Annotated in this window: 14 protein-coding genes; 2 read left to right on the forward strand and 12 right to left on the reverse strand. The window is 73.1% G+C overall.

Annotated elements, in window-relative coordinates; all coding sequences use genetic code 11:
* Positions 1-64 precede the first annotated feature (64 nt).
* The 6 genes from aceE to AC4BDD_RS22330 all read right to left on the reverse strand — a co-directional run bounded on the left by aceE (position 65) and on the right by AC4BDD_RS22330 (position 10,170).
* Positions 65-2,752 (reverse strand): pyruvate dehydrogenase (acetyl-transferring), homodimeric type, encoded by a 2,688-nt coding sequence (gene aceE / locus AC4BDD_RS22305; RefSeq protein ID WP_490687230.1) that lies wholly within the window; start codon positions 2,750-2,752, stop codon positions 65-67.
* 324 nt (positions 2,753-3,076) lie between these two features.
* Positions 3,077-3,703: a GntR family transcriptional regulator gene (locus AC4BDD_RS22310; RefSeq protein WP_490687231.1), complete on the reverse strand. Its 627-nt coding sequence runs from the start codon at positions 3,701-3,703 to the stop codon at positions 3,077-3,079.
* A gap of 105 nt (positions 3,704-3,808) precedes the next feature.
* Complete coding sequence (sucB, locus tag AC4BDD_RS22315) at positions 3,809-5,587, reverse strand: 2-oxoglutarate dehydrogenase, E2 component, dihydrolipoamide succinyltransferase (RefSeq protein WP_490687232.1); 1,779 nt, start codon at positions 5,585-5,587, stop codon at positions 3,809-3,811.
* 47 nt (positions 5,588-5,634) lie between these two features.
* The gene (lpdA, locus tag AC4BDD_RS22320; RefSeq protein WP_490687233.1) at positions 5,635-7,023 is read right to left on the reverse strand and encodes a dihydrolipoyl dehydrogenase; all 1,389 of its coding nucleotides are present in this window, start codon (positions 7,021-7,023) and stop codon (positions 5,635-5,637) included.
* Between the two features lie 322 nt (positions 7,024-7,345).
* Positions 7,346-8,875 (reverse strand): leucyl aminopeptidase, encoded by a 1,530-nt coding sequence (locus AC4BDD_RS22325; protein WP_490687234.1) that lies wholly within the window; start codon positions 8,873-8,875, stop codon positions 7,346-7,348.
* 470 nt (positions 8,876-9,345) lie between these two features.
* Positions 9,346-10,170, reverse strand: coding sequence for an adenosylcobinamide-GDP ribazoletransferase (locus AC4BDD_RS22330; protein ID WP_490687235.1), 825 nt, complete (start codon positions 10,168-10,170; stop codon positions 9,346-9,348).
* A 111-nt stretch (positions 10,171-10,281) separates the two neighbouring features.
* Between AC4BDD_RS22330 and AC4BDD_RS22335 the strand changes: the two genes are divergently transcribed.
* Positions 10,282-11,022 (forward strand): hypothetical protein, encoded by a 741-nt coding sequence (locus tag AC4BDD_RS22335; protein WP_490687236.1) that lies wholly within the window; start codon positions 10,282-10,284, stop codon positions 11,020-11,022.
* A 12-nt stretch (positions 11,023-11,034) separates the two neighbouring features.
* Here AC4BDD_RS22335 and AC4BDD_RS22340 read toward each other — a convergent pair whose 3' ends face one another.
* The 3 genes from AC4BDD_RS22340 to AC4BDD_RS22350 all read right to left on the reverse strand — a co-directional run bounded on the left by AC4BDD_RS22340 (position 11,035) and on the right by AC4BDD_RS22350 (position 15,807).
* Entirely contained in the window at positions 11,035-12,840 is a 1,806-nt protein-coding gene (locus AC4BDD_RS22340; RefSeq protein WP_490687237.1) for a phosphatidylglycerol lysyltransferase domain-containing protein, read from the reverse strand.
* A 155-nt stretch (positions 12,841-12,995) separates the two neighbouring features.
* Positions 12,996-14,042 (reverse strand): nicotinate-nucleotide--dimethylbenzimidazole phosphoribosyltransferase, encoded by a 1,047-nt coding sequence (gene cobT / locus AC4BDD_RS22345; RefSeq protein WP_490687238.1) that lies wholly within the window; start codon positions 14,040-14,042, stop codon positions 12,996-12,998.
* A gap of 559 nt (positions 14,043-14,601) precedes the next feature.
* Positions 14,602-15,807, reverse strand: coding sequence for a bifunctional adenosylcobinamide kinase/adenosylcobinamide-phosphate guanylyltransferase (locus tag AC4BDD_RS22350; protein WP_490687239.1), 1,206 nt, complete (start codon positions 15,805-15,807; stop codon positions 14,602-14,604).
* A gap of 173 nt (positions 15,808-15,980) precedes the next feature.
* Here AC4BDD_RS22350 and AC4BDD_RS22355 point away from each other — a divergent pair, with 173 nt between their 5' ends.
* Positions 15,981-16,187, forward strand: coding sequence for a hypothetical protein (locus AC4BDD_RS22355; RefSeq protein WP_490687240.1), 207 nt, complete (start codon positions 15,981-15,983; stop codon positions 16,185-16,187).
* A gap of 34 nt (positions 16,188-16,221) precedes the next feature.
* Here the strand turns inward: AC4BDD_RS22355 and AC4BDD_RS22360 are convergent, their stop codons facing one another.
* The 3 genes from AC4BDD_RS22360 to AC4BDD_RS22370 form a co-directional block, all read right to left on the reverse strand.
* Entirely contained in the window at positions 16,222-17,328 is a 1,107-nt protein-coding gene (locus AC4BDD_RS22360; RefSeq protein WP_490687241.1) for a S1C family serine protease, read from the reverse strand.
* 107 nt (positions 17,329-17,435) lie between these two features.
* On the reverse strand, positions 17,436-18,173 hold the full coding sequence (locus tag AC4BDD_RS22365; RefSeq protein ID WP_490687242.1) for a class I SAM-dependent methyltransferase: 738 nt from the start codon (positions 18,171-18,173) through the stop codon (positions 17,436-17,438).
* Between the two features lie 86 nt (positions 18,174-18,259).
* Positions 18,260-18,898: a DUF3043 domain-containing protein gene (locus AC4BDD_RS22370; protein WP_490691891.1), complete on the reverse strand. Its 639-nt coding sequence runs from the start codon at positions 18,896-18,898 to the stop codon at positions 18,260-18,262.
* Positions 18,899-18,984: the final 86 nt, after the last annotated feature.

Genomic DNA, 18,984 nt, shown 5'->3' on the forward strand with positions numbered 1-18,984 from the left:
CCGCCACTGACACCGCCCGCCAGGGCCCGTCGGATCCCCTGGGCGGGCGATGTCAGCCAGGGTCCTACAGGCCGTAGCGCTCCCGGGCCTCGGCCACCGTGGCGGACTTGATCTCGCCGCGCTTGGCCAGCGCCGCGAGCGCGGCCACCACGATCGACCGGGCGTCCACCCCGAAGTGGCGGCGGGCCGCGTCGCGGGTGTCGGAGAGCCCGAAGCCGTCCGTCCCCAGCGAGGTGTAGTCCTGCGGCACCCACTGGCTGATCTGGTCCGGAACCTGGCGCATCCAGTCGGACACCGCCAGGACCGGGCCCGGGGCGCCCTCCAGCACACGGGTGACGTACGGGGTGCGCTCCTCGCCGCGCAGCAGCGCCTCGTCGCACTCCAGCGCCTCGCGGCGCAGCTCGCCCCAGGAGGTGGCGGACCACACGTCGGCGGAGACGTTCCAGTCGGCGGCCAGCAGCTTCTGGGCCTCCAGGATCCAGTGGATCGCGGTGCCCGAGGCCATCAGCTGGATCTTCGGGGCGTCCGCGGCCGGGGCGGCCTCCTCGCCCAGGTCGGCCGCCGTGTTGAAGCGGTACAGGCCCTTGACGATGCCTTCCTCGACGCCCTCGGGCATCGCGGGCTGCGGCTTGGGCTCGTTGTAGACCGTCAGGTAGTAGAAGACGTCTTCCGGGTTCTCGCCGTACATCCGGCGCAGACCGTCCTTGACGATCACCGCGATCTCGTACGCGAACGCCGGGTCGTAGTTGAGCGAGGCCGGGTTGGTGGCCGCGATCAGGTGCGAGTGGCCGTCGGCGTGCTGCAGACCCTCACCGGTCAGCGTCGTCCGGCCCGCCGTGGCGCCGACGATGAAGCCCTTGCCGAGCTGGTCGGCGAGCTGCCACATCTGGTCGCCGGTGCGCTGCCAGCCGAACATCGAGTAGAAGATGTAGAAGGGGATCATCGCCTCGCCGTGCGTCGCGTACGACGTGGCGGCGGCGATGAAGTCGGCCATGGCGCCGGCCTCGGTGATCCCCTCGTTGAGGATCTGGCCGTCCTTGGCCTCCTTGTAGTACATCAGCTGGTCGCGGTCGACCGGCTCGTACGTCTGGCCCAGCGGCGAGTAGATGCCGGCGGAGGGGAAGAGCGACTCCATGCCGAAGGTGCGCGCCTCGTCGGGGACGATCGGCACCCAGCGCCTGCCGGTCTCCTTGTCCCGCATGAGGTCCTTCACCAGGCGTACGAACGCCATGGTGGTGGCCATCTCCTGCTTGCCCGAACCCTTCTGCAGGGCCTTGAAGCCACGCTCCTCGGGGGCGGGCAGGGCGACGTGGTGCACGCGGCGGGCCGGGGCCGGGCCGCCGAGCGCCGCGCGGCGCTCGGTGAGGTAGCGGACCTCGGGGGAGTTCTCGCCCGGGTGGCCGTAGGGGACCTGGCCGTCGGCGAAGGCGCTGTCGGCGATCGGCAGCCCGAGCAGGTCGCGCATGCTCTTGAACTCGTCGATCGTCAACTTCTTCATCTGGTGGTTCGCGTTCTTCGACTCGAACCCGGCGCCCAGCGTGTAGCCCTTGACCGTCTGGGCCAGGATCACGGTCGGCGCGCCCTTGTGCTCGACCGCGGCCTTGTACGCGGCGTAGACCTTGCGCGGCTCGTGGCCGCCGCGGGAGGTGTGGAAGCACTCGGCGATCTTCGCGTCGGAGAGCACGCCCGCCAGCCGGACCAGCTCGGCGTCGGCGCCGAAGAAGTGGTCGCGGATGTAGGCCACGTCGCGCGTCGCGTAGGTCTGGAACTGGGCGTCCGGCACCTCGCGCAGGCGGCGTACCAGGGCGCCCGTGGTGTCGAGCTGGAACAGCTCGTCCCAGGCGGAGCCCCACAGCGACTTCACGACGTTCCAGCCGGCGCCGCGGAACTGGGCCTCCAGCTCCTGGACGATCTTGAAGTTGGCGCGGACCGGGCCGTCGAGGCGCTGCAGGTTGCAGTTGACGACGAAGGTCAGGTTGTCGAGCCGCTCGCGGGCCGCGAGGGCGAGGGCGGCGGTCGACTCCGGCTCGTCCATCTCGCCGTCGCCCAGGAAGGCCCATACGTGCGAGTTGCTCGTGTCCTTGATGCCGCGGTTGTTCAGGTAGCGGTTGAAGCGCGCCTGGTAGATCGCGGACAGCGGGCCGAGGCCCATGGAGACGGTGGGGAACTCCCACAGCCAGGGCAGGCGGCGCGGGTGCGGGTAGGACGGCAGGCCGCCTCCGCCCGCCTCCTGGCGGAAGTTGTCCAGGTGCTGCTCGGTCAGCCGTCCGTCGAGGAAGGCGCGGGCGTAGATGCCGGGGGAGGCGTGGCCCTGGATGTAGAGCTGGTCGCCGCTGCCGTCGCCCTCCTTGCCGCGGAAGAAGTGGTTGAAGCCGGTCTCGTAGAGCCAGGCGGCGGAGGCGAAGGTGGCGATGTGGCCGCCGACGCCGAGGCGGGCGCCACGGGTGACCATGGCGGCGGCGTTCCAGCGGTTCCAGGCGGCGATCCGCCGCTCCATCTCCTCGTCACCGGGGAAGGCGGGCTCGGCGGAGGTGGGAATGGTGTTGAGGTAGTCCGTCTCGACCGGCGTGGGCAGGGCGAGCCCCGCGTTACGGCCGTGCTCGAGGGTGCGGCGCATCAGGTAGGCGGCCCGGTGTGGGCCGGCCGCTCGCGCGACGGCGTCCAGGGAGGCCGCCCACTCGGCGGTCTCCTCGGGGTCCCGGTCCGGGAGCTGGTCGAGCTCGCTCGGCAGGGTACGTGCGGAGTCGGTCATGATCGCCGCCTTCCGGACTCTCGAAGGGAGTGGCTTTTAAGCCCTGAAGTGGCAGGACAGGGCGGAGGGCCGGGTGAGGCCCGCCGACGACTGTAAGTCTCTGATCGATGATCGATCAAAGCCTGGGGCCGAAAAAGTCCTCCGAAAGGCGAAATTGGCATTCCGTGCCGCGAAATGGGGCACGGAGTGCCGGAGTGAAGCGGTACAAATCAGGCACGGTACGAGGTGCTCGGGCGTCGCTGGGGGACCGGTCAAGGGCGCTTTTCAGCCGGGCCGAACGGAATCGGACGGCAGAGTCGGACGCAATCGGACGGTAGGCGGGCGTCAGGCGCGGGGGGCGCAGCCGAGGACGTGGGCCTTGACCAGGGCGCCGATCCGCGGGTCACGGCGGCGGAAGGCTGCCAGCAGCTCCTCGTGCTCCTCGGCGTACGACTGCTGGCGGGTCCCCAGCCAGCGGATCGACAGCGCGGTGAAGACCTCGATGCCGAGCCCCTCCCAGGTGTGCAGCAGCACGCTGTTCCCCGCGGCCCGCACCAGCTCGCGGTGGAAGGCCACGGTGTGCCGCACCTGGGCCTCCGCGTCGGCCGTGCGGTCCGCCTCGTACAACGCCGCGACCTGCGGCTCCAGCGCGGAGACATCCGCCGCCAGCCGCTCCGCGGCCAGCTCCGCCGCGATCTGCTCGAGCCCGGCCCGTACCGGGTAGATCTCCTCCAGGTCGGCGGCGGTCAGATTCCGCACCCGCACGCCCTTGTTGGGCGCCGATTCGATCAGCCGCAGGGTCTCCAGCTCGCGCAGCGCCTCGCGCACCGGGGTCTGGCTGACGGCCAGCTCCACCGCGATGTGCCGCTCCACGATGCGTTCGCCCGGCTGCCAGCGCCCGCTGACGATCCCCTCCACGATGTGCTCGCGGATGTGGTCGCGGAGCGAGTGGACGACGGGCGGGGTGGTCATGAAGGGCTCCTCGGGCGCGACGGGCGATGCGTAGACAATACGGCGGCGCCCCCGCCCGGAGGGATCCGGACGGGGGCGCCGTACGCCACTGGCGGTCAGCGAGCCTTACAGGCCGAGGTCGACCTCGAACTCGCCGGCCTCCAGGATCGCCTTGACCGTGGTCAGGTAGCGGGCCGCGTCGGCGCCGTCCACCAGACGGTGGTCGTAGGAGAGCGCGACGTAGGTCATGTCGCGGATGGCGATGGTCTCGCCCAGCTCCGGGTGGTTGATGACCACCGGGCGGCGGACGGTGGCACCGATGCCCAGGATCGCGACCTGGCTCGGGGGCACGATGATCGTGTCGAACAGCGCGCCGCGCGAACCGGTGTTGCTGATGGTGAAGGTCGCGCCGGCCAGGTCGTCCGGGGTGATCTTGCTGGCGCGGACCGCCGCCGCCAGCTCCGAGGTCTTCTTGGAGATGCCGGCGATGTTGAGGTCGCCCGCACCCTTGATGACCGGGGTCATCAGACCCTTCTCGGAGTCCACCGCGATACCGATGTTCTCGGTGTCGAAGTAGGTGATCGTGCCCTCGTCCTCGTTGATCCGGGCGTTGATGACCGGGTGGGCCTTCAGCGCCTGGGCCGCGGCCTTGACGAAGAACGGCATCGGGGACAGCTTCACGCCCTCACGGGCGAGGAAGGAGTCCTTGGCCTTGCCGCGCAGCTTCATGATCTTGGTGATGTCCACCTCGACCACGCTGGTCAGCTGCGCCTGCGAGTGCAGGGCCTTCATCATGTTGTCGCCGATGACCTTGCGCATCCGGGTCATCTTGACCGTCTGGCCGCGCAGCGGCGACGCCTGGACGGCGGCGGCCGGAGCCGGGGCGGCTGCCGGAGCGGCGGCCGGGGCGGCGGTGCGGGCGGCAGCGGCGGCCTCGGCGGCGGCCACGACGTCCTGCTTGCGGATCCGGCCACCGACACCGGAGCCCCGGACGGAGGACAGGTCCACGCCGCTCTCCTGGGCGAGCTTGCGCACCAGGGGGGTGACGTAGGCGCCTTCGCCGGTCCCGACCGGAGCCGGGGCGGCCGGGGCAGCGGCAGCGGGAGCCGGGGCGGCCGGAGCCGGAGCAGCCGGAGCGGCAGGCGCGGCCGGAGCAGCCGCAGCCGGTGCGGGCGCGGCCGGAGCCGGAGCGGGGGTCGGAGCCGGAGCCGGAGCGGCCGGAGCCGCCGGGGCGGGGGCCGCGGCCGGGGCCGGGGCGGCCGGGGCGGGGGCGGCCGCAGGAGCGGCACCAGCGGCGCCGATGACGGCGAGCTTGGCGCCGACCTCGGCGGTCTCGTCCTCGGCGACCAGGATCTCCAGCAGGGTGCCGGAGGTCGGGGCCGGGATCTCGGTGTCGACCTTGTCGGTCGAGACCTCGAGCAGCGGCTCGTCGGCCTCGACGGAGTCGCCCACGGCCTTCAGCCAGCGGGTGACGGTGCCCTCGGTGACCGACTCGCCCAGCGCGGGCAGGACGACGTCGGTGCCTTCGGCGCCACCGGCGGGGGCGGCGGCCGGAGCCGGGGCCTCGGCGACCGGCGCCGGGGCGGGCTCGGGCTGGGCGGCCGGGGCCGGGGCCTCGGCGGGTGCCTCGGCGGCGGCCGGGGCGGGGGCAGCGGCGGGGGCGCCGGTGCCGTCGTCGATGACGGCGAGCTCAGCGCCGACCTCGACCGTCTCGTCCTCGGCCACCTTGATGGAGGAGAGGATGCCGGAGGCGGGCGCCGGGATCTCGGTGTCGACCTTGTCGGTCGACACCTCGAGCAGCGGCTCGTCGGCCTCGACACGCTCACCCTCGGCCTTGAGCCAGCGGGTGACGGTGCCCTCGGTCACGCTCTCGCCGAGCGCCGGCAGGGTTACGGAAACCGCCATGGTTTCGGTTGCTCCTAACGATCTGTGCGGATGGGTCGCGCCCGGGATTAGTCGTGCGAGTGCAGCGGCTTGCCGGCCAGCGCCAGGTGCGCCTCGCCGAGAGCCTCGTTCTGGGTCGGGTGCGCGTGGATCAGCTGCGCGACCTCGGCCGGCAGCGCCTCCCAGTTGTAGATCAGCTGCGCTTCGCCGACCTGCTCGCCCATACGGTCACCGACCATGTGGACGCCGACCACGGCTCCGTCACGGACCTGGACGAGCTTGATCTCGCCCGCGGTCTTGAGGATCTTGCTCTTGCCGTTGCCCGCGAGGTTGTACTTCAGAGCGACGACCTTGTCAGCGCCGTACAGCTCCTTGGCCTTGGCCTCGGTGATGCCGACCGAGGCGACCTCCGGGTGGCAGTACGTGACACGGGGCACGCCGTCGTAGTCGATCGGCACGGTCTTGAGACCGGCCAGCCGCTCCGCCACCAGGATGCCCTCGGCGAAGCCGACGTGCGCGAGCTGGAGGGTCGGGACGAGGTCGCCGACCGCCGAGATCGTCGGGACGTTGGTCTGCATGTACTCGTCCACGAGGACGTAGCCGCGGTCCATGGCGACCCCGGCCTCCTCGTAGCCCAGGCCCTGGGAGACCGGGCCGCGGCCGATGGCGACCAGCAGCACCTCGGCCTCGAAGGTCTTGCCGTCGGCCAGGGTGACGCGGACACCGTTCTCGGTGTACTCGGCCTTCTCGAAGAAGGTGCCCAGGTTGAACTTGATGCCGCGCTTGCGGAAAGCGCGCTCAAGAAGCTTGGAGCTGTTCTCGTCCTCGACCGGGACGAGGTGCTTGAGGCCCTCGACGATGGTGACGTCGGTGCCGAAGGACTTCCACGCGGAGGCGAACTCGACGCCGATGACGCCGCCGCCCAGGATGATCGCGGACTGCGGGACGCGGTCCAGGGTCAGGGCGTGGTCCGAGGAGATGATGCGGTTGCCGTCGATCTCCAGGCCCGGCAGCGACTTCGGCACGGAGCCGGTGGCCAGCAGGATGTGGCGGCCCTGGATGCGCTGGCCGTTCACGTCCACGGAGGTCGGGGACGACAGGCGGCCCTCGCCCTCGATGTAGGTCACCTTGCGGGAGGCCACGAGGCCCTGCAGGCCCTTGTACAGGCCCGCGATCACGTCGTCCTTGTACTTGTGGACGGCCGCGATGTCGATGCCCTCGAAGGTGGTCTTGACACCGAACTGGTCGGCCTCGCGCGCCTGGTCGGCGACCTCGCCGGCGTGCAGCAGGGCCTTGGTGGGGATGCAGCCGTTGTGCAGGCAGGTGCCGCCGAGCTTGTTCTTCTCGATCAGGGCGACGTCCAGGCCCAGCTGGGCTCCGCGCAGGGCCGCGGCGTAACCGCCACTGCCACCGCCGAGGATCACTAGGTCGAAAACGGTGCTGGCGTCGTTCGCCACGTCACGTCCTCCATGCATGTGCGCCGGTCGCCGGGTCCCCTCCCTGGGGGTACGACCGGCATGTCGGCTGGTGTTCGGCCGCTTTGTCTTCGGCCCTGTGGTGGGGGCCCTGTCCTGCCGAGAACCCATCTTCGCACTTGTTGACGGAAGGCGGGACGCGGGGCCCGATGTGTGAGACCCCCGGTCAACCCGTGTCCGGGGGTTACTCACGCGTACGCCGACTCCTTCGGGTACGGATCCCGACGGTCGGCGCGATGAGCCGTACGGGCCGAATGGCCCCGGGCACAGGGCCCGGGGCCACGAGACGGCCGTCAGCCCGCTGTCAGCCGAGGTCGCCGTCGGCGGTGCGCTCCGCCAGCCGGACCAGGGTGCGGATCGCGGAGCCGGTGCCGCCCTTGGGGGTGTACCCGGAAGGACCGGACTCGTTGAAGGCCGGGCCGGCGATGTCCAGGTGCGCCCAGGTGATGCCCTCGCCCACGAACTCCTTGAGGAAGAGGCCGGCCACCAGGCCGCCGCCCATCCGCTCACCCATGTTGGCCAGGTCGGCGACCTGCGAGTCCATGCCCTTGCGCAGGTCGGACGGGAGCGGCATCGGCCAGGACTGCTCGCCGACCTCGCCGGCGATCTCGTGGATCGCGGTGCGGTAGGCCTCGTCGTTCGCCATGATCCCGAAGGTGCGGTTGCCCAGCGCCATCACCATCGCGCCGGTCAGCGTGGCCACGTCCACGATGGCGTCCGGCTTCTCCTCCGAGGCGCGGGTCAGCGCGTCGGCGAGCACCAGCCGGCCCTCGGCGTCGGTGTTGAGCACCTCGACGGTCTTGCCGCGGTACATGGTCAGCACATCACCCGGTCGGGTGGCGGAGCCGGAAGGCATGTTCTCCGCGAGCGCCAGCCAGCCGGTGACGTTGACCCGCAGGCCCAGCCGCGCGGCGGCGACCACGGCGGAGAACACGGCGGCGGCGCCGGCCATGTCGCACTTCATCGTCTCGTTGTGGCCGGCCGGCTTCAGCGAGATGCCGCCGGAGTCGTAGGTGATGCCCTTGCCGACCAGCGCCAGGGTCTTCTCCGCCTTGGCGTGCGTGTAGCTGAGCTTCACCAGGCGCGGCGGGGTGGCCGAGCCCTGGCCGACGCCGAGGATGCCGCCGTAGCCGCCCTTCTTGAGCGCCTTCTCGTCCAGCACCTCGATCTTGAGGCCGTGCTCCTTGGCCGCCTCCTGGGCGATGGCGGTGAACGCCTTCGGGTCCAGCACGTTGGGCGGGGTGTTGACCAGGTCGCGGGCGCGGTTGATCTCGGCGACCAGCGCGACGGTGCGCTCGGCGGCGGCCTTGAACGCCTTGTCGCGCGGCTTGGCACCGAGCACGGCGACCTCGGCGAGCGGGGCGCCGTTCCCCTTCTTCTTCGCCTCACCGCGGTCGTTGGCGTAGGAGTACGCGCCCAGCAGCGCGCCCTCGGCGATCGCCGCGGCGTCCCCGGCGTCCTGGATCGGCAGCGCGAAGGCGCCCTTCTTGGACCCGGCCAGGGCACGGGCGGCGGCGCCGGCGGCCCGGCGCAGCGCCTCGGTGCCGTACCGGCCGTCGTCGCCGTCCTCCTCGGTGGGGACGTCGCCGAGACCGACCGCGAGCACGACCGGGGCCTTCAGCCCGGCCGGCGCCGGCAGCTTGGTCACCTCGGCCTCGGCGCCGGACGCGCCGAGCGTCTCCAGTACGGTCGCCAGCTTGCCGTCGAACGCGGAGTCCACGGCCTCGGCGCCGGGGGCGACGACGGGGCCCTTGGGGCCCTTCGCCACGCCGACGACGACGGCGTCCGCGCGCAGCGTCGCCGCGGAGGAGGTGCTGAGAGTGAGTGCAGTCACGGTAGTGGGGTCCCTCTTCCGGTAGTTCCCTCGGCCGATGGGTGGGTCAGCCGCGCCCTGCTGGCATCGTATGCGCCGGTTGTCTGGTGGCCCGGCGCGGGCCGTCGCCGATGCCGGGGGCGGGCGTGCAGGCCATCGGGAGCCTAACTCGCCCGGAGCGGCCCGCGTGCCGCCCGCCTCCGGGTACGGCGGCCGGTCCGCCGTCCGGGGAGGCGGAGTTGACCCGCCGCGCCGGAGCCCGCCCCCGTCCCCGGCCCCGCCGGCGGACCCGGACCGCGGCCGCCGGGCCGCCCGACGGCGGGGTCCGGGTCGCGGTCGGCGGCGGGGTCCGGGGCCGTGGCTGCCGGGCCGCTGATGGCCGGGTTCGGGTGCCGGTTGCCGGGTGCCCGCGGGCCGGGTCCGGGTCGTGGTCGCCGGGGGGCTGATGGCCGGGTCGGGGCCGTGCGGCCGGACGGCGTCAGTGGACGGTGTCAGCCGAGGGTGAGGACCAGCCAGGCGGTGACCGTGGCGGTCTCCGCCAGCCCGCCGAAGACATCGCCGGTCACCCCGCCGAAGCGGCGGCGGCAGTGCCGCAGCAGGAGTTCGGAGGCGGCCAGCGCGGCCGCCGCGGCGAGCCCGTGGCGCACCGCCGCCGACGGCCCGAAGACCGCGCCCAGCGCCGCGCATCCGGCAGTGACCAGCGCGGCGGACAGCGCGGCCGAGCGCACCGGCACCGCCCCGGCCACCGCCGCGCCCAGGCCGCCCGGCCGGGCGGCCGGCACCGTGCTGCGGGCCGCCAGGGTCAGCGCGCAGCGCGCCACGGTGGCGGCGACGGCCGCCGCGACCGCGCCGTGCGCCCAGTCCTCGGCATACAGCTCGTAGCCCGCCGCGACCTGGGCGAACAGCACGAACACCAGGGTGATGACGCCGAACGGCCCGATGTCGGACTGCTTCATGATGCGCAGCGCGTCCTCGGCGGGCTTGCCGCTGCCGAGCCCGTCGGCGGTGTCCGCGAGCCCGTCGAGGTGCAATCCGCGGGTGAGCGCGGCGGGCAGCGCGGCGGTGGCGACGGCGGCGAGCAGCGGGCCGCTGCCGAACAGCAGCAGCAGACCGCCGAGCGCGGCCGCGCACCCCCCGACCACCAGCCCGGCCAGCGGCGCGCAGAGCATGCCGGTGCGGGCCGCCGCCCGGTCCCAGCGCGCCACCGTCACCGGCAGCGCGGTGAGCGTTCCGAAGGCGAAGCGCACACCGTCCGTCAACCCGGCGCGCGGTGGGTGCGGCGGGCGTGCGGGGGACGCTTGCGGCGTGGTGTCCATGGCCGCGCAGGCTATCGCTTGCACGCTGAGAGGCCAGAGGTCGCGCGGCGGCCGTCGACCGCGGTCGTGGGAGGGGGTACCTCCCAGCGGCAGCTGGAGGTAGGGAGGGACATGGGGCACTGGTGGGAGCGGAACATCGTGGAGCCCGGCAAGCTGCCGCTGTTCCTGGCTCTGCTGTCGTTCATCCTGTCCTTCCTGATCACCCGGACCATCACCCGGATGATCAAGGCGGGGAAGGGGCCGTTCCGCAACGTCACGCCGGGCGGGCTGCACATCCACCACGTGGTGCCGGGCGTGCTGCTCTGCGTGATCGGCGGCTTCGGCGCGGTCGGCAGCGGCACGCACGGCTTCGGCGCCTACGTCTCGGCCGTGCTGTTCGGGGTGGGCACCGGACTGGTCCTGGACGAGTTCGCGCTGATCCTGCACCTGCACGACGTGTACTGGAGCGAACAGGGCCGGCAGAGCGTCGAGGTCGTGGTCATCACCGCGGCCCTGGTGGGGCTGTTGCTCAGCGGATTCGTGCCGTTCGGGGTGGACGACCTGTCCCAGGAGGAGCAGGGCGACCGCACGACGGTGGTGCTGACCATCTGCGGCAACTTCCTGGTCGCGCTGCTCGCGCTGGGCAAGGGCAAACCGCGGATGGCGGTGGTGGGGGCGCTGCTGCCCCCGGTGGCGGTGCTCGGCGCGGTGCGGCTGGCCCGGCCCGCCTCGCCCTGGGCACGCCGTCTCTACCGCCGCCGCCCGCGGACGCTGGCCCGCGCGCGGGTGCGCGCAGAGCGGCACGACGCGCGCTGGAACGCGGTGCGGCGGCGGTTCCAGGACCTGATCGGCGGCTTCTCCGAGGAGCCGTGACCGGCCCTCTTCTCAGGCGCGGACCGGCCTCTCGGCGCCCTGCCCTGGCTCCTGGGGATCGGGACCGTCCCCGCTGGTCTCCAGATGGCTGCGGTTGAGCCATTTGGGCAGGCCGGGGGCTTGCAGGAACCCCTCGGCGCGGGCGCTGGCGAGGGCGATGCGCGGCAGGTCGGTGCTCTTCTCGAAGAGCAGGTAGCGCGGCTCCCAGAACGGGCGGTACTTGGCGTTGGCCCGGTAGAGCGACTCGATCTGCCACCAGCGGGAGAAGAAGCTGAGCAGCGAGCGCCACAGCCGCAGCACCGGGCCCGCGCCCAGCCGCGAGCCGCGCTCGAAGACCGACCGGAACATCGCGAAGTTCAGCGAGATCTGGGTGACGTCGACCTCCGCCGCCCGCTGGATCAGCTCCAGGACCATGAACTCCATCAGGCCGTTGTCCGAGTCCCGGTCACGGCGCATCAGGTCCAGCGACAGGCCGCCGGCGCCCCAGGGCGCGAAGCTCAGCAGCGCCCGCGGCTTCCCGTCGGCGTCGGAGCAGTCCAGCATCACGCAGCGGCCGTCGGCCGGGTCCCCCAGCCGGCCGAGCGCCATGGAGAAGCCGCGCTCGGTCTCGCCGTCCCGCCAGTCGTCGGCGAGCCGCACCAGTGCGGCCATCTCGTCGGCCGGAATGTCCTCGTGGCGGCGGATCCGGACGGTGTATCCGGCGCGCCGGATGCGGTTGTACGCCTGGCGGACGGTGCGCATCGCCCGGCCTTCCAGGGTGAACTCGCCGGTGTCCACGATCGCCTCGTCGCCGATCTCCAGCGCGTCCAGGCCGTGCCGGGCGTAGATGGTGCCGCCCTCCTCACTGGCGCCGATGACGGCCGGGATCCAGCCGTGCTCGCGTGCCTCGGCCAGCCAGCGGTCGATCGCCCCCGGCCACGCCTCGGGGTCGCCGAGGGGATCACCGGAGGCGAGGGAGACCCCGCCCACCACCCGGTAGGTCACGGCCGACTTGGCGGTGGGCGACCAGATGACGCTCTTGTCGTGGCGCAGCGCGAAGTAGCCGAGCGAGTCGCGGTCGCCGTGCCGGGCCAGCAGGCCGCGCAGCCGCTCCTCGTCCTCCCTGGTGAGCGGGTCGACGGCACGGCGCGCGCGGAAGGCCGCGTAGAGCACCAGGAGCAGCAGCAGGGTGCTCATGACGTTGATGGCGACGTTGACCCAGGCGGGCGTCCGGATGTCGGCGAACCGCTCGTCGGCCGGGGCCAGCGACACCAGCCGCAGCACGCCGTAGCGCCAGCGGTCGAGAAAGGTGGCGTGCTCCTCGCCGGGCGCGGTGTTGGTGACGGTGACCAGGCCGGCGGCGATCAGCGAGCCGGCCAGCACGCCGAGGACGGCGACCGCGGCCGCCAGGCGCGGGTTGGCGCGGTCGCCCTTGGCGTAGAACTCGCGGCGCCCGGCGAGCAGCGCGGCGAGGAACATCACCGTGAGGATCAGCGAGATCCAGTTCTGCGGGTGCCTGCGGAAGTCGTGCCACAGCATGGCGAGCACCAGCAGGCCGGTGAACAGGCCGCTGAGCACCAGGTTCAGGATCCAGGCGGCCCGCTTGCGGCGGCGCATGGTGATGGCGAGGAACAGCGAGAGGGCGGCCGAGAAGAAGCCCGCGGTCAGCAGGTACGGGGTGAAGAGCTCGTCCTCGTTGTGGCTCCGGATGTCGTTGCCGAAGGACACCCATACCGCGCCGAGCAGATTGACGAAGGTGACGGCGCGCAGGTACCAGACGGCGAAGGCGGCGCCGCGCTGCGGCCAGGCGCGGCGGCGTGTTCCCTCTTGCTGACTCAATGCGGACGTCTCCCGTCAAAAGCGATCTTAGGAGGATCCTAAGAGGGGAGAGCGTTCTGGGGTAAATCGGACTTAGGTGGACTTGGTGAGGCTCGATCGGGCCGAGGTCTCATCCGGCCGAAGGTCGAAGGTGTACGGCTGGGAACGTGCGGCCGTCACGCGCGCTCGGGCAACTCCGCCAGGAGCGCCGCCGCGGCCTGCACCAGCGGCAGGGCCAGCAGCGCCCCGGTTCCCTCGCCCACCGTGACGCCGTGGTCGAGCAGCGGGTTGAGCGCCATCCGGTCCAGCGCCTTCTCCTGCGCCGGCTCGCCGCTCGCCTGACCGGCCAGCCACCAATCCGGCGCGCGGAACGCCACGCGCTGCGCCACCAGGGCACACGCCGCCGAGACCACGCCGTCCAGGATCACCGGCGTCCGCCGCACGGCGCTCTGCAGCAGGAACCCGGTGATCGCCGTCAGATCCGCGCCGCCGACCGCCGCCAGCAGCTGGAGCTGGTCCCCGAGCACCGGCCGCGCCCGCCGCAGCCCGTCCCGGATCGCGGCGCACTTGCGCATCCAGGCCAGGTCGTCGATGGCCACGCCGCCGCGGCCGGTGACCACCGAGGCGTCGGTGCCGCACAGCGCGGCGATCAAGGTGCCCGCGGCGGTGGTACCGCCCACGCTCAGGTCGCCGAGCACCACCAGATCGGTGCCCGCGTCGGCCTCCTCGTCGGCCACCGCCATCCCGGCCCGGAAGGCCCGCTCCGCCTCCTCGGCGGTGAGCGTGTCCTCGATGTCCAGCCGGCCCGAGCCGCGCCGCACTCGATACCGGGTGACCTCCTCGGGCAGCTCGGCCGGATCGCAGTCCAGCGACATGTCGACCACCCGCAGCGGAACCCCGAAGCGGCGAGCCAGCACCGCGACCGGGCTCTCCCCGTCCAGGGCCGCGCGGACCAGGGTGACCGCGCTGCCGGCCGGGCGGCCCGACACGTCCAGCTGTGCCACCTGGTGATCGCCCGCGAAAAGCAGCACCCGCGGCCGCTCGACGGGCCTGACCGGCACCTGCCCCTGGGCGGCGCTGAGCCACTCGCCCAGCTCGTCCAGCCGGCCCAGCGCGCCGGGTGCCGGCACGAGCCGTTCCCGCCGCTCCTCGGCGTCACGCCGAACGCTGCCGTCAGGCCGCTCGATCAGGTCGACGAAGTCATCCAGATTCAGACCGCTCACCCGCAAAACCCTATCGCCTCCCGGCGAGGGGCCGTTCGGCGCTGAGCTGATGCGGGGCGCAAGCACGGTGGCCGGGTCGGTGCCGCCCCGGGGCGTCACCTCGTGCGGCGCGACTACTGGTCGCTCGCTGGGACGAGCCGCGTCGCCCGCGCCTTCTGCGGGGAGCGCCCCGACGCGTCCCCTTCCGCCGTCCTGCGGCTGTCCCCCGCCCGCTCGACGGCACCTACGCCGGCCGACGTCCCCTTCCGCCGTCCTGCGCTGACCGTAGGTCCCGCGTATGGTCCGCGAGGTCCTCGGGGCCGTCTCCGGTGGCTGACCGGAGCCCTGCAATCGTCGGGGTCGGGTCCCACCGGGTCTCAGTCGCGGGACGGCGGGAGGGTGGGTACCGGGGCGCTCCCCGCAGAAGGCGCAGGAAACGTCGCCGAGCCCTGCGGTCTACCCGTGGCCTGCGCCGCACGTGGGGGCACCTCCCAGCGGTAGCTGGGGGAGAGACGCCTCGGTGCACACCCGACCCAGCCACCGGGGCATGCGACCCAACGCCCACCCGCGGGCAGGCAAACTAGCCGCGTAGCGCCAGCGCCTGTCCCGCCACGACCAGCAGGACGTGCTCGCACTCCGCCGCGAACGCCGCGTTCAGGCGGCCCAGTTCGTCCCGGAAGCGGCGCCCGGCGGCGGTGGCCGGCACCACCCCGGAGCCCACCTCGTTGCTCACCGCGACCACCGTGCGCCCGGTGGCCCGTACCGCCGCGACCAGCTCCGACACCCGTTCCCGCAGGGCCCTCTCGCCGCCCTCCGCCCAGCTGGTGTCGTCCCACGCGCCCACCGCGTCCATCGCGTCCGTCAGCCACAGCGACAGGCAGTCGATCAGCAGCGGCGGCCCGTCCGAGGCGAGCAGCGGCACCAGGTCGCAGCTCTCGGTGGTCCGCCAGCTGCCCGGCCGCCGCTCGCGGTGGAGCGCGATCCGCGCGGCCCACTCCGGGTCGCCGTCCCGGGAGCCCCCGGTGGCCACGTACAGCACCTCCGGGAACGACTCCAGCCGCCGCTCCGCCTCCACCGACTTCCCCGACCGCGCCCCGCCCAGCACCAGGGTGCGCCGGGGCAGGTCCGGGACGAAGCGGTACTCGCCGACGGTCAGCGTCGACCCGTCCGGCACCGCCCGCGCGCCCGCGGCGGCCAGCCGGCGGTGCAACTCGGGGCCGGGCGGCACCTCGTGGCCCAGATGGACGGCGAGCACATCGGTGGTGGCGGTCACCGCGCCCGCCGCCCGCAGCCGGGCCAGCGCGTCCGGGCGGCCCAGTACGTCCAGCAGCACCATGTCGTACGGCAGGGCCTGCCCGGACTCCGCGAGGCCGGCGGGGGCGGCGCCCGGCGGGAGGTAGAGCAGCCGGTCGCCGTCCGGACCGGTGACCTCGTAGCCGGTGCCGGGGGCGTCCAGCGCGACGGCCAGTACCCGGTGCCCGCTGATCAGCGCCAGCTCCCGCCCGTCCGGCACCCGCGCGGGCGTGGGCAGCCCCGCCGGGTACTCGAACGCCGGGCCGTCGTGCGGATGCGACAGCAGCACCTGCCGCACACCGGTCAGCGAATGCCCGGCGCGCGCGGCCGCGAACGCCGGACCGGGGGTCAGATCGAGCAGCAGGGCGCCATCGACGAGCAGCGCGGTCGACGCCCGCGCCTCGTCGCCCACGGCGGCGGCGCAGGCCGCGCAGGGGCAGCCGTGGCGCGGCAGCCCGTCCGGGGCCCCGGTGCCGAGGAGAGTGAGTTCCACGCCCTGATCGTCTCGCGTCGGCGCCGGGCGGGCGCGCGGGGCCACCACTTGGGGTGAGCCCGCAGTGGTCCCCGCGACGTCCGGACCGTCCCCATGGGCGGTGATCAGCGCCTAGGCTGCCAGGAGCACCACCGAGCAGCACCCTTGCGAACGGCGTGATCGAGGAGGCGTACATGGCGTGGACCTGGCGGTTCGAGAAGTCGGACGGTACGGAGACCGAGCCCGCGGTGGAGCCCGAGGAATTCCAGAACCAGGGGGACGCCGAGTCCTGGATCGGCCAGGTCTGGCAGGAACTGCTGGAGGGCGGCGCGGACCAGGTGCGGCTGTTCGAGGACGGCGCGGAGATCTACGGGCCGATGAGCCTGCACGCTCAGTCCTAGCCCTCGTGGCGGAGGACGCGCCGGGCGGCGCCGGTCACAGCTCGCCGAGGGTGACCTCCACCGTCCGGCGCTCGCCGTCCCGCTCGAAGCCGACGGTCGCCTTGTCACCGGGCTCATGGGCGGCCAGCGCCTCGGACAGCGCGGTCATCGAGCCGATCTGGGTGCCGTTCAGGGCGGTGATGACGTCGCCCGCCTCGATCCCGGCCTCGGCGGCCGAGCCGCCGTCGGCGACCGAGACCACGGCCACACCCTGCGGCCGGTAGTCGTCGCCGAGCACGGTGCGGGCGGTGATGCCGAGCGCCGCTTTCCCCGAGGCGGTGACCTTGCCGTCCCGGATGATCTGATCGGCGATCTCGGTCACCGTGGAGGAGGGGATGGCGAATCCGATTCCGGCCGCCGAGTCCCCCAGGTCCGGGGCGGTCGCGGCCAGGGTCGGCACCCCGATGACCTGGTCGGCGAGGTTGACCAGCGCGCCGCCGCTGTTGCCCGGGTTGATCGCCGCGGAGGTCTGCACCAGATCGTTCATGGTGGTCGCGCCGCCCTCCTGGTCGTTCTCGCTGACCGTGCGGCCCACCGCCGAGACGATGCCCTGGGTGACGCTGCCGGAGAGCCCCAGCGGGCTGCCCATGGCCAGCACGATCTGCCCGACCTGCACCGTCGAGGAGTCGGCGAAGACGGCCGGCTTCAGCCCGCGCGGCACACCGTCCAGCTTGATCACGGCCAGGTCCTGCTCCGGGTAGCTGGCCACCAGGGAGGCCGACCGGGTCTCCTTGCCCGTGGCCAGCGTGACGTCGAAGGTCTTGGCGTCGCCGACCACATGGGCATTGGTGACCACATGGCCCTTGCGGTCGTAGACCACCCCGGAGCCCAGGCTGTCCCCGGTGGTGATCTGGACGACCGAGGGGAGCACCGCCGCGACCGTCTTCTCGTACCCCTCCTGGAGCTCGGCACTGCCCTGGGCGGGGGAGAGTCCGCTGCCGGAGGCGGGCGCGGAGACCGACGGGGAGGGGGCGAGCGGCCCGGCGTGTTTGCCGGGCCGGTCCCCGAGGCCGCATCCCGTCGCCCCCCATCCGGTGAACAGCACCAGCGTGGACAGGGCGACGGCGGCCGGCGGGTGTCTGTGGGGGCGAGATCCGTCCATGACGGAAGTGTCCCTTTCACCGGGAACCGCGGCCATGCCGGTCGGCTGTACGGGTCAGCCAGGGGTTGCCGGGCCCGGTCGGCGGCCGGGCCCGGGGCGCTCTGGGGTCAGCCGCCCCGTACCCCGCACAGGTGCAGCAGCGCGGCGACCGCGCGATACGGGTCGGTGCGCCCGGCGCGGTCCTCGGCCGCCAGCAGCCGGGCCAGCCGCTCGGGCTCCGGTGGCAGTTCGTCGTCGCCGGCCTGATCGGTGAAGAGCCGGACGCCGTACCAGGTGTCCAGCGGCACCCCTATACCCGCGAGGGTCGCCGTCAGGTCCGCCAGCCGGTCCGCGCGCACCCGCAGCCCCAGGCGGTTGGTGTAGACCGGCGATCCGAAGGCCGCCAGCGCGGTGTCCCAGTCCCCGGCCATGCCCGGCCGCAGGGCGAGCGCGTCGGCGTTGCGTACCAGCAGGGACAGCAGGCCGCCGGGCGCCAGCACCCGGGCCAGCCCGGCCAGCATCGGGTCCGGCTCCGGCACGTACATCAGCACGCCGTGGCAGAGCACCACGTCGAAGGAGCCGGGCAGGAAGTGCGCGCCGGTGTCCCGGCCGTCGCCCTCGATCAGCCGCACCCGCTCCCGGATGCCCTCCGGCTCGCCGGCCAGCGTGCCGCGCACCGCGTCCAGCATCGCCGGATCGGACTCCAGGCCGGTCACCTCATGGCCCACCCGGGCCAGCCGGAGCGCCTGGGTGCCCTGGCCGAGACCGACGTCGAGCACCCGCAGCCGCCGGCCCACCGGATAGCGGGCGGCGATCCGCTCGTCGAGCTGGCGGGCGACCAGTTCCTGCCGCACGGTGTTCCGCAAGCCCCCAAGGCCGCTCAGCCAGCCTTCGGCACCACCGGAGAAGCCCTGCGCGAAGCCGGCCGAAGAAGCCGGCGGCTGGGTCGGGCTCAGGGCCGCTCTCCGCGCTTGACCTGCGGCTTGGGCAGCCGCAGACGACGCATCTGAAGGGTGCGCATCAGGGCGTACGGCACCGCGCCGCGCAGGTTCTCGTCGGGGAAGCGCTGCCGCAGCTGCCGCTTGAGCCGAACCCCGATCACGACGGAGTTCGCGACGATCAGGAGGATCACGACCATCCACGCCAGCAGCACATAGCTCTGCATGGCACCGGCCTGGATCATGCTCAGCACCAGGATGAGCACGGCCAGCGGCAGGAAGAACTCCGCGATCACGAACCGGGAGTCCACGTAGTCACGCGCGAACCGCCGCACCGGACCCTTGTCCCGGGCGGGCAGGTACCGCTCGTCACCATTGGCCAGCGCCTCGCGCTGCCGGGCGAGGTCGACGCGCCGGGCCTCCCGCTGCCGCCGCGCGGCCTCCTTGCGGTTGGTCGGCGTCTGCGCCAGGCTGCGGCGCTGCGACTGGGCCTCGCTGCGCTTGGGCGTGGGGCGGCCCTTGGGCGCCTGCGGGTTACGGGACGGCTGCTGTGGCTGGTCCGCGGTCACCTTGGCGGGCGCGGCCTGCTCTTCCTTCGAACGGCTTCGGAACACGAAACCCAAGGGTACGGGGTCCCGGGGTGTGGGCCCCAGCCCCGAGGGGAACGATCCGGCAACGGCAACCCGCCGTAGCGTGCCCCGGCGGACCGGCTGGTCGCCCGCTTCACCGGGCTCCTCCC

The sequence above is a fragment of the Streptomyces sp. JLBT605 genome, from assembly GCF_058215555.1.